This window comes from Rhodopseudomonas palustris BisB18, assembly GCF_000013745.1.
Classification (GTDB): Bacteria; Pseudomonadota; Alphaproteobacteria; order Rhizobiales; family Xanthobacteraceae; genus Rhodopseudomonas_A; species Rhodopseudomonas_A palustris_F.
Map to the genome: position 1 here is coordinate 4,726,962 of NC_007925.1, position 15,885 is coordinate 4,742,846.

At 65.2% G+C, this 15,885-nt stretch carries 13 protein-coding genes, 1 tRNA gene and 2 riboswitches; of the genes, 7 read left to right on the plus strand and 7 right to left on the minus strand.

Going from position 1 to position 15,885, the window contains the following annotated elements:
- Window positions 1-5 precede the first annotated feature (5 nt).
- Both RPC_RS21230 and chpT read right to left on the minus strand, forming a co-directional pair.
- Complete coding sequence (locus RPC_RS21230; protein WP_011474652.1) at window positions 6-2,774, minus strand: hybrid sensor histidine kinase/response regulator; 2,769 nt, start codon at window positions 2,772-2,774, stop codon at window positions 6-8.
- Between the two features lie 205 nt (window positions 2,775-2,979).
- Window positions 2,980-3,639, minus strand: a complete 660-nt coding sequence (gene chpT / locus RPC_RS21235) for a histidine phosphotransferase ChpT (protein WP_011474653.1) — start codon at window positions 3,637-3,639, stop codon at window positions 2,980-2,982.
- Window positions 3,640-3,813: 174 nt separating this feature from the next.
- Between chpT and RPC_RS21240 the strand changes: the two genes are divergently transcribed.
- Window positions 3,814-4,650, plus strand: coding sequence for a 3'(2'),5'-bisphosphate nucleotidase CysQ family protein (locus tag RPC_RS21240; RefSeq protein WP_011474654.1), 837 nt, complete (start codon window positions 3,814-3,816; stop codon window positions 4,648-4,650).
- A 2-nt stretch (window positions 4,651-4,652) separates the two neighbouring features.
- Here the strand turns inward: RPC_RS21240 and RPC_RS21245 are convergent, their stop codons facing one another.
- Window positions 4,653-5,159, minus strand: coding sequence for a YHS domain-containing (seleno)protein (locus RPC_RS21245; RefSeq protein WP_011474655.1), 507 nt, complete (start codon window positions 5,157-5,159; stop codon window positions 4,653-4,655).
- 114 nt (window positions 5,160-5,273) lie between these two features.
- Between RPC_RS21245 and RPC_RS21250 the strand changes: the two genes are divergently transcribed.
- Window positions 5,274-5,861, plus strand: coding sequence for a DUF1134 domain-containing protein (locus RPC_RS21250; protein WP_011474656.1), 588 nt, complete (start codon window positions 5,274-5,276; stop codon window positions 5,859-5,861).
- Between the two features lie 66 nt (window positions 5,862-5,927).
- On the opposite strand, the gene RPC_RS21255 is transcribed toward RPC_RS21250, so the two are convergent.
- Window positions 5,928-6,119, minus strand: a complete 192-nt coding sequence (locus tag RPC_RS21255) for a hypothetical protein (RefSeq protein WP_041802183.1) — start codon at window positions 6,117-6,119, stop codon at window positions 5,928-5,930.
- Between RPC_RS21255 and RPC_RS21260 the strand changes: the two genes are divergently transcribed.
- Together RPC_RS21260 and RPC_RS21265 are read left to right on the plus strand one after the other, a co-directional pair.
- Window positions 6,103-7,299, plus strand: coding sequence for a hypothetical protein (locus tag RPC_RS21260; protein ID WP_011474657.1), 1,197 nt, complete (start codon window positions 6,103-6,105; stop codon window positions 7,297-7,299). The two genes, RPC_RS21255 and RPC_RS21260, sit on opposite strands and share 17 nt — an antisense overlap.
- A 121-nt stretch (window positions 7,300-7,420) precedes the next feature.
- Window positions 7,421-7,495, plus strand: a tRNA-Val gene (locus RPC_RS21265).
- 434 nt (window positions 7,496-7,929) lie between these two features.
- Here RPC_RS21265 and RPC_RS26360 read toward each other — a convergent pair.
- Window positions 7,930-8,766 carry a hypothetical protein gene (locus RPC_RS26360; protein WP_011474658.1) on the minus strand — a complete coding sequence of 279 codons (837 nt, stop codon included), beginning with the start codon at window positions 8,764-8,766 and terminating at the stop codon, window positions 7,930-7,932.
- Between the two features lie 1,551 nt (window positions 8,767-10,317).
- Window positions 10,318-10,515, plus strand: a riboswitch (cobalamin riboswitch).
- 101 nt (window positions 10,516-10,616) lie between these two features.
- Here RPC_RS26360 and RPC_RS21270 point away from each other — a divergent pair.
- The 3 genes from RPC_RS21270 to RPC_RS21280 are packed head-to-tail and all read left to right on the plus strand — an operon-like array spanning window position 10,617 to window position 13,236.
- Window positions 10,617-11,606, plus strand: a complete 990-nt coding sequence (locus RPC_RS21270) for a FecCD family ABC transporter permease (protein ID WP_011474659.1) — start codon at window positions 10,617-10,619, stop codon at window positions 11,604-11,606.
- Window positions 11,603-12,385, plus strand: coding sequence for an ABC transporter ATP-binding protein (locus RPC_RS21275; protein ID WP_011474660.1), 783 nt, complete (start codon window positions 11,603-11,605; stop codon window positions 12,383-12,385). Before RPC_RS21270 ends, RPC_RS21275 begins: the two co-directional genes overlap by 4 nt.
- On the plus strand, window positions 12,382-13,236 hold the full coding sequence (locus tag RPC_RS21280) for an ABC transporter substrate-binding protein (RefSeq protein WP_157043265.1): 855 nt from the start codon (window positions 12,382-12,384) through the stop codon (window positions 13,234-13,236). Before RPC_RS21275 ends, RPC_RS21280 begins: the two co-directional genes overlap by 4 nt.
- Window positions 13,237-13,243: 7 nt before the next feature.
- On the opposite strand, the gene RPC_RS21285 is transcribed toward RPC_RS21280, so the two are convergent.
- Window positions 13,244-14,818, minus strand: a complete 1,575-nt coding sequence (locus tag RPC_RS21285; protein WP_011474662.1) for a cobyric acid synthase — start codon at window positions 14,816-14,818, stop codon at window positions 13,244-13,246.
- Window positions 14,819-14,905: 87 nt separating this feature from the next.
- A complete protein-coding gene (locus tag RPC_RS21290; protein ID WP_011474663.1) occupies window positions 14,906-15,241 on the minus strand; it encodes a cysteine-rich small domain-containing protein in 336 nt (111 codons plus the stop codon).
- Between the two features lie 244 nt (window positions 15,242-15,485).
- Window positions 15,486-15,688, minus strand: a riboswitch (cobalamin riboswitch).
- Between the last annotated feature and the right edge of the window lie 197 nt (window positions 15,689-15,885).

Consider the following 15,885-nt stretch of genomic DNA (forward strand, 5'->3'; position numbering starts at 1 on the left):
GGTCCTCACGCCGCCTGGTTCAGATGGGTGGTCTGTTCTTTCAGCGCGGCGATCAGGCCCGGCCGGTCGAACTTGGCGACGTAGTCGTGGAAGCCGGCCTGCCGGCCACGCTCGATCGCCGCCGGCGAGATCATTGAGCTCAGCGCGATGATCGGGGTCTGCGCCAATTTGGCGTCGGCGCGGATGGTCTCGGCGAATTCGAAGCCGTTCATGTCCGGCATCTCGATGTCGGTGAGGATGGCGTCGAATTCCTGGCCGGAGCGCAGCACGCCCAAGCCTTCCTGGGCGTTGGTGGCGAGCCGCACCTTGTAGCCCGCGGCCTTCAGCACCGGGCCCAGCATGTTGCGGAAGAACGCACTGTCGTCGACCAGCAGGATCGACTGTGCGGTGGTGGAGGGCCGCATTTCCTTGCGCTTGAACCAGTCGGCGAACGCCATCGGCAGGAAGTGGCCGACGTCGATCACTTCGGTGGCGGCGCCCTTGATCACCGCGGAGCCCAAAATGCCCTCGTGGCTGGAGCCGACCTCGATCTGCAGATGTTCTTCGACGATGTCGACGATCTCGTCGACCACGAGGCCCATCGCGCGGTCCTCGTCGGCGAACACCAGGATCGGCTGCGCCCCGGAGGTCTTGACGCTGACGCCGTCCATCGTCACCAGCGGCATCAGCTGATCGCGGTACTGCACCATGTGGCGGCCGTTGGAGAACTCGATCTTGTCGGCGGCGATCTCTTCGAGCCGCGTCACCAGCGACAGCGGCACCGCCTTGGGCTGCGCGGAACCGGCGCGGAACACCAGCAGCGAGGTCAACTGATCGGCCGAGGAGGCGCGGATCGCGGCGTTGTCTTCGGCGATGTCGTGCTGGGCTGCGACCGAAGTGCCGAGCGCCTGCGCGATGCCGTTGGGATCGACGATCATGATCACCGCGCCGTCGCCCAGGATGGTGTTGCCGGAGAACATGCCGATGTGCCGCAGCTTGGTCGACATCGGCTTGACGACGATTTCTTCGGTGTGGAACACGCCGTCGACGACGATGCCGAAGGTCTGGTTGCCGACCTGGGTCACCACGATGAAGCCGTTCTCCGGCTCGGTGACCTTGCCGTCGTCGATCCGCAACAGGTGGCGCAGATGCATCAACGGCAGCAGCTTGTTGCGCAAGCGCAGGACGGGCGTGTCCTTGATGCGCTCGATCTTGTGCTCGGAATTGGCGTGCGCCCGCACCAGCTCGACCACCGCCAATTGCGGGATGGCGAAGCGGTTGCCGGCGGACTCAACAATCAGCGCCGAGACGATCGCCAAGGTCAGCGGGATCTTGATAGTGACGCTGGAGCCTTCGCCGGCCACCGACTTGATGTCGATGGTGCCGCCGATCTGATCGATATTGGTGCGCACCACGTCCATGCCGACGCCGCGGCCGGACACGCTGGTGACCGCAGCCGCGGTGGAGAACCCCGGCGCGAAGATGTATTTGTGGATCTGGCTCTCCGACATCTTCTCGACGTCGGCTTCGGAGGCCAGCCCGTTGGCGATCACCTTGGCCTTGATCCGCGCGGTGTCGAGGCCGCGACCATTGTCGGCGATCGACAGCACGATGTGGCCGCCCTCGTGATAGGCGGACAAGCGAATCGTGCCCTGCTCGGGCTTGCCGGCGGCGGCGCGATCGGCCGGGGTCTCGAGGCCGTGATCGGCGGAGTTGCGCACCATATGCGTCAACGGATCCTTGATCAGGTCGAGCACCTGGCGGTCGAGCTCGGTGTCGGCGCCGTGCATCTCCAGTTCGATCTGCTTGCCGAGTTCGGAGGCCAGATCGCGCACGATGCGCGGCAGCTTCTGCCAGGCGTTGCCGATCGGCTGCATGCGGGTCTTCATCACGCCGTCCTGCAGTTCGGCGGTGACGGTGGAGAGCCGCTGCAACGGCACCTTGAACTCGGTGTCCTCGTGGCGGCGGCTGATCTCCAGGAGCTGATTGCGGGTCAAGACCAGCTCGGACACCATGGTCATCAGGTGCTCGAGGGTGTCGACATTGACCCGGATCGACTGGTTGGCGATCTTGTCGGAATCGTGCAGCGGCATATCCAATTCCACGGCGGTCTTCTTCTTGGTCACGGGCTTGCCTGGCTTGGCGTCCGATTTGGCGTCGGATTTGGCCTCGGCGGCCACCGGCGCGGCGTCCGCGGGCTTATGCTCGGCGTGGTCGGCTTCGGCAGCTTTGGCTTCGACCGGCTGCGCAATCTCCACCGCGACTTCGGTCTCGCGAAACGCCCGCTCCAATTCGTCGAGCGAGACTTCGCCGGGGCGCAGCGCGCGCTCCAGAATCTGCGGCACCAGCGTGCCCTCGGCGACCGCCGCCACCGGCGCGGCCTCCACTTCGGGGACGACTTCGACCACCGGCGCCGCCATCGGCGCTTGCGACAACACTTCCAACTCGCCGATCAAATCCTGGTCGACGCCCTCAGGCTCGGCCTCGGTGGCCTCCAGCCCGCCTAGAATCTCTTTAATCCGGTCGATGGTCAAAAGGATCAGCGTCACCGCCTCGCCGGTCACCGGCATGCCGTCGCGGAATTTGCCCATCAGGGTCTCGGCGGCGTGCGCCAAAGCTTCCAACCGCGGCAGACCCAAAAACCCGCAGGTCCCCTTGATGGTGTGGACCAGCCGGAAAATGTTGTCCAAAATCTTGGCGTTGTTGGGGTCCTGCTCGAACCTGACCAGTTGGTTGTCAACCGTGTCCAGGCTCTCATTCGTCTCCGTCAAAAACTCGCGCAACAAGTCGTCCATGGAACACGCCTTCAGTCTCTGGCGCGCACGTCGTCACGCCTTGGAACCGGCACTGTCGGCGCAAAGCGTTTAATATTGGTTGAGTAATGGATAAGAACGATCACGACCGGCCGATCGCAGTGTCGGCGGCCGTCGTCAAGCATTGGTTAACCAACCCGAATTCGGATCGCCGACGGCACAGCGTCGACGATGCGAAGCTCGCCGCTCAGGAGGCCGTCACCACCACGGCTTCGCCTGCCGGCGCCAGCGACACGCTGAAGCCGCAGGCCTGCGCCAACAGCCGCGTGTAGTAAGGCTGCACCGCATGGGCATCGATCGAGCCGGCATGCGCGCCGCTCAGCATGTCGACGATGTTGGTCTGGGTGCGGGCGTTCAATCCGGACGCCGCGACGCGGAAGCCCATCGCATCGCCCTCGCCCACCGCTTCGACCGTCAGCACGCCGCCGCGCGGAATCGTCTGCTGGGCGATCACCAGCATGTTCAACAGCAGCTTGACCTTGTTCTTCGGCAACAGAATGCGCGGCAAATTCCATTCGATCTTGGTCTTGTCGTCCTCGAGATGGCCGCGCGCCATGTTCTGCGCATCGCCGAGGTCGATCTGCGCGCCGGCCGAGCCGGCCGCGCCGAACGCCAGCCGGCAGAACTGCAATCGCGCCGAGGCGGTGCGCGCGCTCTTGCGGATCAGATCGAGCGCAAATTCGCGATCTTCCTGCTTCGGACTGTCATCCAGCACTTCGAGGCCATTGACGATGGCGCCGACTGGGCTGATCAAATCGTGGCAGACCCGCGAACACAACAGCGCCGCGAGTTCCAGCGCATCGGGAGCGGGGACGGAGACGGGGGCAGATATCGGGGTGCCAGACATCACATCTTTCCTGGAAAGCCGCTCGGCTTGGACACGGCGAATCAGCCATGGGTGATGGTTGATACACCGCGGGCGCCGCCACTGCCAACACGAGGCGGCCGTCGTCGCCTGGTCCACGCGCAACCCGCGTTGCAATCATCGCCAAAACCGCACACCGCCGCAACAGGAAGTCTGATGATCAGCAAGCCAGCCTCCAGCCACCCCAGCCTGCAGCGCGAGGCGGCCGAAGCGCTGCTGGCGGGGTTGACCGAACTGGTACTCAGAGCGGGGGCGGCCATCCTGGCGGTCGACCGCGGGCATCTGGCGGTAGAAGGGAAATCCGACGGATCGCCGGTGACCGCGGCGGATCTGGCCGCCGACCGGATCATCGCCGACGGGCTGGCGCGGCTGTGCCCCGACCTGCCCGTGGTCTCGGAGGAACGCGTTGCGCTGGCGACGCCGCCCTACCGCGGCAGCTTCTTTCTGGTCGATCCGCTCGACGGCACCAAGGAATTCATCGCCGGCCGCGACGAATTCACCGTCAATCTGGCGCTGGTCACCGATGCGGTGCCGCTGCTCGGCATCGTCGGCGCGCCGGCGCTGGGGCTGGTCTGGCGGGGCATCGTCGGGGCCGGCGCCGAGCGATTGCGCGTGGCGCCGGATATGACGGTGAGCGAAGCCAGTCCGATCCGCACCCGCCGCTTCCCCGCCGGCTGCGAATGGATCGCCGCGGTCAGCCGCTCGCATGGCGATTGCCGCACCGAGGCGTTCATCGACGAGCGGCCCGGCGCGGTGCGCAGATGCATGGGCTCGGCGGTGAAATTCTGCCGCGTCGCCGAAGGCGTGGCGGATATTTACCCGCGGCTGGCGCCGACCTGCGAATGGGACATCGCCGCCGGCCATGCGGTGCTCTCCGCCGCCGGCGGCAAGGTTGGCGATTCGGCGGGCCGGCCAATTCGCTTCGGCCTCGGTGCGGCCGGCTTCATCATTCCGGAGTTCATCGCCTGGGGCGATCCCAAGGCTGCGGCCTGAAGCTATTGCACCAACGAGTCCAACAGCTTGGGCCAGCGCTGCTGGGCTTCGGCGAGGTAGCGGGCGGGATCGGCGGAAAATTCCTCGCGGCTTTCCTGGCGCGAAAACAGATACAGCCGTTGGCCGACGACCAGCCAGAGTTCGCCATTGCCCTCCACGGCGACGCCGCGGGCGACGTCGACCGGGTCGTAACCGCCGAATTGCGGCGCATAGATATCCGGCCGCTCGACGAAATAGGCCCGGTTCGCGGCGTTGCAGAACCGCCAGACCGCCCCGGCCAGCCAGGCCTCGACGTCCGGGCGGCCGAGCACCGCCTGCTTTTCGGTAAAGTACGCCACCGGGTCGTAGCCCGAGATCGCGACCCCGGTGTAGCGGTTGGCGACCACCCGCTCGGTGGTATTGGCACGGACCAGCACCGGCACGCCCACCCCAGCTAATACGCCGGCCAACGCCGCAATCAGGGCTATTCCGCGGCGCCGCGCTTTTCTTTCCTGCCGTTGTGCCGTCATAGTTGATGCCGATAACAATCGAGTCGGGGACACTGGACGCAAGCCTTAGCTGACGCTGCTCAGCATTCGGTTAAGGCCGCAGCCATGAATTTTGAGACCTAGGGGTTCTTCATCATGACTTTCGCATCACGCCTCGCCGCGGTGACGCTCGCCGCGATGATGTCCTGGATTGTGCCGGCATCGGCGCAGCAGGCGCCGCGGCAGCAGCAGGCCACGCCGAACACCTATGGCCCGGACGAATTGACCAACGCCGGCCACCGCTTCTTCGGCAATGTCTCGCGCGGCCTCGCCTCGGTGATCGAGCGGGCGGTCAGCCAATGGGGCCTGCCGAACGGCTATATTCTGGGCGAAGAAGGCTCCGGCGCCTTCGTGGCCGGGCTGCGCTACGGCGAGGGCACGCTCTACACCAAGAATGCCGGCGATCTGCGGGTATATTGGCAGGGTCCCTCGGTCGGCTTCGATTGGGGCGGCGACGGCGCGCGGACCATGACGCTGGTGTACAATCTGCCGGCCACCAATGCGATCTATCAGCGCTTCGCCGGGATCGACGGCTCGGCCTACATCGTCGGCGGCTTCGGCATGACGGCGCTCACCGCCAACAACATCGTGCTGGTGCCGATCCGCTCCGGCCTCGGGCTGCGGCTGGGCGCCAATATCGGCTACCTCAAGTTCACCCAGGGCGCGACCTGGAATCCTTTCTGATCGGCCGCGCGGCTCGCAAAGGCCCAAATTCCCACAAAATCGCGTGACGGCGATGCCGGATTCACGTTAACGCTGCACGGCGCTGGCGTGTCCGCCGGCCGCGATGGCAGAGTGGCCGGCGCCAAGCGGCGTCGGATCGCCGATGTTCGGCACCGATCGGCTCTCGCGCTGCGCGGGCCGGCGATGGCTGCCGGCCTCGCCGGCGCAAATGACCTGCGGCCATTCTGAAGGAGTGTCATCCATGGTCGAGCCGATCATGTATCTGGCGATCGGTTTTCTGGTCTCGATGCTGCTGTGGCTGATGATCGTGCCGCTGGTGCATAATCGCGCGGTGCGGCTGACCACCAAACGGCTGGAGGCCGCGACCCCGCTGTCGATGGCGGAAATCCAGGCCGACAAGGATCAGCTGCGCGCCGAATTCGCGATGTCGGCCAGGCGGCTGGAAATGAGCGTCGAGCAGCTCAAGAACAAGACCACCAGCCAGCTCGCCGAACTCGGCAAGAAATCCGACGCCATCAACCGGCTGAAGCTCGAGCTTGGCGAAAAGAACGCCGCGATCTTCGCGCTGGAGGCCCGCGAGGCCGCTCTCAAGGAACAGCTGCAGACCACCGAACAGGATTTCGCCGGCAAAGCCGCGGCGCTGCAGGCCGCCGAACAGGCGCTCAGCGACAAGCAGGCCGAGCTCGCCAAGCTTTCGAGCGAACTGGCCGACCGCACGCTGGAGGCCGACAGCCGCCAGGTCGAGCTGGTCGCCATGCACACCCAGATCGACGCGCTGAAGACCCGGATCGACGCCGCCGAGAAGGACTTCGCCGCCACCCAGCAGCGGCTGGAGCAGCAGCGCGGCGAATCCAACGCGGCCAACCAGGATTTGACGCAGGCGCGCGAGCGCATCACCCAGCTCAGCCAGCGCGTCACCGAGCTCGACCGCCAGCTGATCGCCCAGGTCAAAGAGGCCGAAACGCTCGCCGGCCGGCTGCAGCAGCTCGAGCGGGACAACGCCGAGCTGCGGGCCCAGGCGGTCTCCGTTGCTGCCGCGAGCGCGGCAGCCTCGCCCGATCTTGAGCAATTGCGCACCGAAAAGGCCGTGCTGGAGCTGGAGCTGCGCGCGACCCGCGAGGATCGCAGCAAGCTGCAGCGCGATCTCGCCGCCATCCAGCAGCAGGCAGAAACCGCCTGGGCCACCGAGCGGATGGAGAACGCGCTGTTGCGCGAGCGCATCAACGACATCGCCGCCGAGGTCGCCAAGCTGGCGATGCAGCTGGAGGGGCCGGACTCCGCGATCCAAGCGATGCTGGCCGCCGCCCCCACCGAGCCCGCGAAATCCACCAATGGCGCGGCCCCCGCCAAACCCGCCGGAAGCGCGCCGCGCGGCACCTTGGCCGAGCGAATCCGGGCCTTGCAGTCGCAGACCGCCCGCACCGGGCAAGCGGGATAGAAGTATCCCGGGTTTTCCGCCAACGTTGGCTTGACACCGATGCCTGCAATTCCGTAAATCCCGGCTCCGAAACACCCGGTCTGTTCGCAAGCCGGCCTTTCGGACCAGATGTTGAGATCCCGGGCGCATAGCTCAGCGGGAGAGCGTTCCCTTCACACGGGAGAGGTCCAAGGTTCGATCCCTTGTGCGCCCACCATCTGAAGCCTCGGAGATCGGTTTTTTCATTCCTGGGCACCTCGCCCTCTTGAGCAAAAGTCAACGGGCTGGGGCGAATTCTGACCCTGGAAAGCGGCGCGCTCGGCGAACACCTAAAACGCCACAACGGTGAGCGCCAGGATCATGAGCACGAGTTTGCCGGCGACGTTGGGGTGCAGTCGCGCCCTGATCAAACCACGCCGAGGTCGCGGTTGGCGCGGTCCCTCCCAGCAAGACACGTACCCGCCACAAACCCCGGCCACGGCGAGAGCGATGATAAGAGCATCACTGATGCAATCCTAGATTGTCAGGACTCGCGTTAAAGCTGTTTGACGCTTGGGTTTCAAGCATTCGCAACCTTACCTGCGCGAGTTCGAGTATCGCCATGACTTGCGGAAACAGCCTGCGTTGACGTTTGAGCTTCTTTTTCAGGCATCAGCGTTCCTCGGGAGTTGTTCGTCGCATTCGTGATTCATTGTGACCAACGCATACGAGGCCAACATCGATTCTTTTGTTAAATCGGTTGCAGATACTTGCCAAGTTTGTTTCTCCGTTTGGAGTCTGTTCATCATTGAATGCAATCACCGTGACAACGTAATAGTGACTGGTGCCGTTCAAGACAGTGTCAAATTGCGCATCCGTCAAATTGGATTCAAATTCAACTGTGCGTCCGCCCTTGACTGGAATCTCTATGCCGGGCCCGATAGGCGGTAATTTCTGCAGCGCCAATTGGTACAAGCTATCTTCTTCGCGCTCGCTGAGGATGCGATCGTATAGACCCTGAGCGGTGCCGACTCTGCTTCCCATTCGCGCGATTACATCGCCGTCATTAATGACCGAAATTTCTGCGGTTCTCTTTTCCCTAGTGAAAGCACCAACTCTTGCGAATAAACGAGCGCCGGTTTTGACGACAGCAGCCGCAGACCGTCTATCTTCGGCAAGATTCACGAAACCGTATATGGCCGCGTTGCTCAAAAAAAGGACGACGAATGCTGCGAGCAATGAAGTTCTTATGGTGCAGAAACCGATGGGGAGACCACTCCAACGCCGAATGCCGGTTAGCAGGCTGGCATCGTTCGGAGTGAGAAATGCAGTTACGTGCCAGTCGGACCAAAACGCCCAAACTACGGCGGCTGCAAGAAACGCGGCGACCTCAAAGATCGTCACCGAGAGCGGGATGTTTGTCACACCGCTCACCTGAAGCCCCACGCCGAAAAGGTACGGAACAGCCGGAAGCGCGACCAGGAAGTACGGCTTAGCTCTATTACGCATACCTGCCTCCGCCCTCTGGCGTCAGTTGTGGCAGACAAACATGTACCAACGCCAGCTACATGTTCCAAGGTGCGCAACCCCGGCCGCGCTCAAAATCGTCGCCGGCATCAAGGGTCTACTAGTCGGCGTCGTGGTCGGCCTATGCCTGAGACCATCGCCCGGCGCGCCAACGCCGGTGAGTCAAATCGAGCCCGGCGCTATACCCATAGCCCGACACATTCCTAGGCCGCCGCAAGGCAGTTTGTGCATCACCTTGCCTCTTTAACCAATAGTGCAAAACGCACTAGATCATGACCAAGGCGCGGGGAATGGTGCCCAGCCGAGCAAGGAAAACCCCAAATTGCAAAGTCGACCGTCCGGAACATGTGCGTTGATTCAGCTTCCGGCGAACGCCTAGCGATCGGATGGACGATCGACGCCGATCGGTTTCACGTTTGGATGCGCACCGGCCAGCCCGAAGACGTGACTTATAGGAAGCCGGCGGCTGAGATCGAGCGCGGCGAACCCGCGCTACTATGACCCCTACCAGCTTGACAGGACGAAAAAGGTCAACGCCGCGATATGGGCCGAGGTTTGGCGATCGTCTAACGCGACGCCATACTCACTCGCGCACGCCAAGCGCTGTCACTAAGCGCAGCCGAGATGTTTGATTATTCCTTTGCTCGCGCGTTCGGTAACGTGGTTGCGTTGTTCGCCGGAATCTATTGGATACTGGGCTTCTATGGCGACTTGCTCGAAACGCCAGAAATAGCCTTGGAGCTAAATCCCGTTCCTGGACCATTTTGAATGACCCGTTGCCCGTTCCCCGGCCCGGACTGGATAACCCGAGAGCCGATCGCTGATCCTCCGGTGGGGGCGATCGCGGTTACTTCTGCGCCAGTACCTGACCCGTTGTTGATGATCTCTTGACCTGTGCCGCCGCCGCTACTGCGGATATCCTGTCCGACAGCCAACTGAGCCTCAACTGACTGTGACCTGATTTCAAATCCAAAAAACGTAAGGACCCCGACTATGCAGCTCACAATGCCTGCAACGGGACCCCATTCCTTTGCCCATTTTCGAATTCTCGCTACTATCATGGGTGCGTCCTTGTTCATCGATGATGAATTCTACATCATGCCCTGGTGAAGTCGATCCTTCGCTCCAATCCACGCGCAAAGGCATCCTAGCGTGTTGGAAGCGTTGCATCAGATAGGGCGCTGCCGAGATGCGCGACGCCAGCCTGCCCCGCCCCAAATCCGCCCCGGCGCATCGTGCTAGCCTAGAAACCCAAATAGTAACAAAGCGCTACCATGTGAATGCCCGTTCCCTTCACACGCCTTCACACGGGAGAGATCCAAACTTCGATCCCTTGTGCGCCCAGCATCTTTCAATGGCTTAGTGCCCTCGGCCGTTCTTCCCCCACTGACGTCTCACACCATCGGCTGCTGAAATTCGGCGCTGCCTTGGCGAATAATCCACCCTTTTTTGAGCCCGAGTTGACGGTTTGGACCATGGCTTTTGCCGCGCCGCTGGGTTGCCCCGCCGCTTGTGCGGCGACGGGCGCCATGCTTAAACGCCGCGGTCGTCGGTGCCTCTCGCAAGGGAGGTGAAACGGGAATGCGGTGCGGGACGATGTCCCAAGGCCGCGGCTGCCCTCGCAACTGTATGCGGATCGAGACGTCCAACATGCCACTGGCCGATCGGCTGGGAAGGCGGACGAGGAGATATCCGCGAGCCAGGAGACCGGCCGGCGACGTCGATCTTACGCGTTCGGCGATGGGCCGGCGGAGGGCATTGTCTTGAAGATCTCGTTGGCCGCGCCTGGCGCGGCTGCGACAATTATTTTGGCGCGTGCGGCCGATCGCGCCGTGCTGCTGCCGCTGTTGATTGGCGGCGTCGTCCTGTTGTTCCTGGTGTCGCTCGGCGTCGGCCCGGTTCGGTTGCCGATCGCCTCGGTGGTCGAGGCGCTGTTCGGTTTCGGCAGCGAGATTCAGCAGACCATCGTGCAGGAAATTCGGCTGCCGCGCGCGCTGTTGGCGGTGGCGATCGGCGCCATTCACGGGCTGTCGGGCGCGGCGCTGCAGGGATTGCTGCGCAACCCGTTGGCCTCGCCGTCGCTGTTCGGCGCGCCGCAGGCGGCGGCGTTCGGCGCCGTCTTGGTGATCGCCACCGGGCTCGCCGACGTGCTGTCGTTCGCGCTGCCGTTCGCGGCGATCCTGATGGCGTTCGCCTCGGTGTTCGTGCTGATCGCGGTGGCCGGTCGCAATTCCAGCCTGCTGCTGCTGATCCTCGCCGGATTGGCGCTGTCGAGCCTGGCCGGCGCCGCCACCGCGCTGGCGCTGAACCTGTCGGCCAATCCGTTCGCCGCGCTGGAGATCTCGTTCTGGCTACTCGGCTCGCTGGAGGACCGCAGCTTTCATCATCTGGCGTTGGCGCTGCCGTTCATTCTGTGCGGCGGCTTTCTGCTGCTGGCGCGGCGCGATGCGTTTCGCGCGCTCAGCCTCGGCGAAGAGACCGCGCAATCGCTCGGCGTCGACGTCGGCCGGCTGCGGCTTCAGGTCATCATCGGCGTCGCCCTCGGGGTCGGCGCCGCGGTCGCGGTGTCCGGCACCATCGGCTTCATCGGCCTGGTGGCGCCGCATCTGATGCGGCCGTTGGTCGGGCACGATCCCGGCCGGCTGCTGGTGCCGAGCGCGCTCAGTGGCGCGGCCTTGCTGCTCGCCGCCGACATCGCGGTGCGGATCATTCCGTCCGGCACCGGAATCAAAGTCGGCGTGCTGACCGCGCTGATCGGCGTGCCGTTCTTTCTGTATCTGATCATGCGCGAGCGCCGCACGCTCGGCGGCGGTCAGGCATGACGGCGACGGCTTTTCTCGCGATCGAACGATTGTGCGTCCGCCTTGGGGGTCGCGTTCTCGTCGACGACGTCTCGGTCGCGCTGCCGCGCCGCTGCCTGGTCGCCCTGGTCGGCCCGAACGGCGCCGGCAAGACCACGCTGCTGCGCGCGCTCGCCGGCCTGGTGCCGAGCCAAGGTCAGGTGACCATCGACGGCAAAGACCTTGCCGGCCTGGCGGTGCGCGAGCGCGCGGTGCGGTTCGCCTATCTGCCGCAAGGCCATGCGGTGCATTGGCCGCTGCCGGTCCGCGACGTGGTCGCGCTCGGCCGTTATCCGCACGGCGCCACCGACCCGCGGCGGCTCGGCCCGTCCGACGCGGCGGCGGTCGATCGCGCCTTGCATGAGGCCGATCTGATGGCGCTGCAGGACCGCCCGGTCAGCGAATTGTCCGGCGGCGAACGCGGCCGGGTGGCGCTGGCCCGCGCGCTGGCGACGCAAGCCCCGGTGCTGCTGGCCGACGAGCCGATCGCCTCGCTCGATCCCTACTACCAGCTCTCGGTGATGGCGTTGCTGCGCAAGCAGGCCGATGCCGGCGCGCTGGTGGTGGTGGTGACCCACGACCTCGGCCTCGCCGCGCGGTTCGCCGATCGGGTCTTGACGCTGCGCGACGGCCGGCTGAGCAACGCCGGAGCTCCGGACGTCGCGCTCTCGGCGGATAGGCTGGCCGAGATATTTGCGATCGAGGCTTTTCGCGGCGTGCACGACGGCCAGCCGGTGATCGTGCCATGGGCGGCACGATGAGGCGATGTCTCGCCCGATCCGGCTGGCTCGCCCGCGCAGGCGGCGTGCTGGCCTTGGCGACCCTGGCGACGGGCGCCCTCGCCGGCCCGGCACGGATCGCCTCGATCAACATGTGCACCGATCAATTGCTGCTGGCGCTCGCCGATCCCGAGCAGATCGCGGGCCTTGGCCCCTATGCGCGCGACCCGCGGCTGTCGTGGTCTGCGACCGAGGCGCTGCGCTATCCGCGGCTGTCCGGCGAGGCCGAGGATCTGTTGATGCTGCAGCCCGACCTGGTGCTGGCCGGCCGCTACGGCAAGCGCGCCACCCGCGACCTGCTGCGCGCCAAAGCCGTGCCGGTCGCCGAATTCGACGTGCCGCGCAGCATCGACGACGTCAAAAGCCAGATCCGCCGCGCCGGCGATCTGGTCGGCCACACCGATCGCGCCGAGGCGCTGATCGCGAAGATCGACGAAGCTTTGAGCCGCACGCGGGCAGCGGCCTCGCGCCGCCACGACCGCGTGCTGACGGTGTCGCGGCGCGGCTGGGTCTCGGGCAGCGACAGCCTGACCAGTTCGCTGCTGGCGGCCGCCGGGCTGTCCAATGCGGCCGCCGAGCTCGGACTGCCGCATGGCGGCTTCGCCGCGCTGGAGACCATCGTCGCGTCAAAGCCGGATCTGATCCTGATCGCCGAAGCCGATCCGGCCGCGGAGGATCAGGGCAAGGCGTTGCTGCTGCATCCGGCGATCCAGCGCGCCTACCCGCCCGACAAGCGGCTGGTGATCGCCGAACAACTGACGATGTGCGGCGGGCCGATGCTGCCCGCCGCGCTCGACCGCCTCACCGCCGCGCTGGACCGCATCGGTCACTGAGGCGATCTCAGCGCGCCAAGGCCAAGAGCGCGTCGAGATCGAGCTGCGCCTCGATCTGTTCGGCCAACGCATCCAGCGTGGCTTCGACCCGCGCCTCATAAGCGAGCTGCGAATTCGATCCGCCGACGCTGCGAAGCCATTGCGCGCGAAACGCGTCGCAGCCGAACAGCCCGTGCAGATAGCCGCCGCTGACGCGGCCGTCGGCGGAGATCGCGCCCTCCGGACGCGGCACGCCGTGCTCGTCGAGTATCAACCACGGCCGCGCCAAGCCCGGCCCGGTGGTGCGGCCCATATGCATCTCGTAGCCGGTGACCCGGCAACCGCTGATTTGGTCGACGGCGTCGATGTCGGTGAGCCGCTTGTCGCCGCCGATCTCGGTCTCGACGTCGAGTAGCCCCAGCCCCGCAGTGTCGCCCGGCGCGCCTTCCAGCCCTTGCGGATCGCGCACCACATGGCCGAGCATCTGGAAGCCGGCGCAGATCCCGACCACGCGGCCGCCGCGGCGGACATGGGCGAGAATGTCGATGTCCCAGCCTTCCCGGCGCAACACCGCGAGATCGGTCCGGGTCGCCTTGGAGCCGGGGATCAGGATGACGTCGGTGTCGGCCGGGATCGGCGAACCCGGCTGCACCCAGCGCAATTGCACGCCGGGCTCGGCGGCGAGCGGATCGATGTCGTCAAAATTGGCGACGCGCGACAATCGCAGCACCGCGATCTTAAGCCCAACGCCAGCGCCATTGGCCGGCCGCTCCAGCGCCAGCGAATCCTCCGCCGGCAATTGCTGGGCGCGATCGAACCAGCGCAGCACGCCGAGGAACGGCCAGCCGGTGTGTTCGGTGATGGTTCTGCAGCCCGGCTCGAACAGCGAAAAATCGCCGCGGAATTTGTTGACGATGTAGCCTTCGACGCGGTCGCGGTCGGCATGGTCCAGCAAGGCGTGGCTGCCGACGATCGCCGCCATGGTGCCGCCGCGGTCGATGTCGGACAACAGCACCACCGGCAGGTCCGCCTGCTCGGCGAGCCGCATATTGGTGATGTCGGAGGCGCGCAGATAGACCTCGGCGCCGCTGCCGGCGCCCTCCACCAGCACCAGATCGGCCTCGGCTTTGAGCCGCTGCAGACTGTCGAGCACCGCCGGCATCAAGGCGCGGCGCATCTTGTGATAGACCCTCGCCGGACAATTGCCGAGCACGCGGCCGCGCAGCACCACTTGCGCGCCGATCTCGCTCTGCGGTTTCAGCAGCACCGGGTTCATGTGAATCGAGGGTGCGGCGCGGCAGGCGCGCGCCTGCATCGCCTGCGCGCGGCCGATCTCGCCGCGCGGGATCACGCCGTCGGCACCGGGCGGCAGATCGCTGTCGCAGGCCACCGCGGCGTTGTTGCTCATGTTCTGCGCCTTGTAGGGACGCACCATGAGGCCGCGGTTGGTGTAAGCGCGACAAAGACCTGCGACCACCATGCTCTTGCCGACGTCGGAGCTGGTGCCCTGGATCATCAGCACGCGGGCGCGGCGCGGCAGATCGGCGGGCGCGGCGGTGAATGTGATGCGGTCGATCAGTTCGCTGACGTTGATATCGGGCATTTCTTGTCCATGATTGATGTGAAGGTCGCGGCAATGCGGTCGCGATCCGTCGTGGCCGCGGGCGCGCGAATGGTGGGGCCCGGCCGATCAGCCGTCGGCTTCGGTGTTCGGCTGCTTGAGCCGCCGCGGATCCTGGTCGTGGCCATCCCAGATTTTCGGGCGCTCGAGCCAGCGCTGGATGAAATTCCAGGAGCGGCGGTAGCCGTTATGCGGCAGCGTGCAGGCCGAGCAATCCTTGCGCTTCAGGCCATTGCGATCGGTGAACACCTGATACGGCCCAGGGCATTCGTAGGCGATCAGCGGGCAGTAACAGAACAGGCAATTGAACTCGCGTTCCACCCCCGGGTGACAGGGCATGAACGGACAGTTGGCATTGGTGAAACCCTTGAAGGCTTCGTTACTGGTGGTGTGTTTCGGTTCCATATCGACTCCAGGAGCAGGCGCAACTCGGCGCCCGCAGCGGCTCGCGCCATCACGCAGCGACATGTCGACGCGCAGCCGCACTCGTGCAGCATTGCTGCGCGCGAACCGTTACTTGAGAATGTCTGATCGAGACGCCCGCCGCACGCGCGATCGAGCGCGGACAGCGCATCCTTTGGATCGCCGGCGACGCGCTGACTAGTTGAGCTTGTTCATGATTTCTCCGCTATCGACCCGCCGTCGATTGAGTTGGACCAGCGTCTTCGGCCGGTCTCCTGGCTCACGGACATGGTCCCCGATCGCCTTCCCGATGCACGGCATCAGTGGCTTATCGATCGGGCACAGTCCGCCTACAGTTGCGGGGGCAGCCGCGGCATTGGCGATTTCTCGCCGCACCGCATTCCCAGTTTCACCTCTGTTACCAGAGGCACCGAAGACGGCCTGAAAAGAGCATGACGCGTGCCGCCACGCAAGGAGAATTGCGCCGCGCGAGCAGGCGGCGCGGCTCGCGATTCTCGTAACGATGATCCAAGGATGAATGCCCAAGCGCAGCGGCATTCGCCCGGCCGTCGCCGGCCGCTGCGAGTGCGAGATCGTCGCAGGTGCTCGGCAGATTGCCGCGGCGGTGCGACCGCCGGGCGATAGGC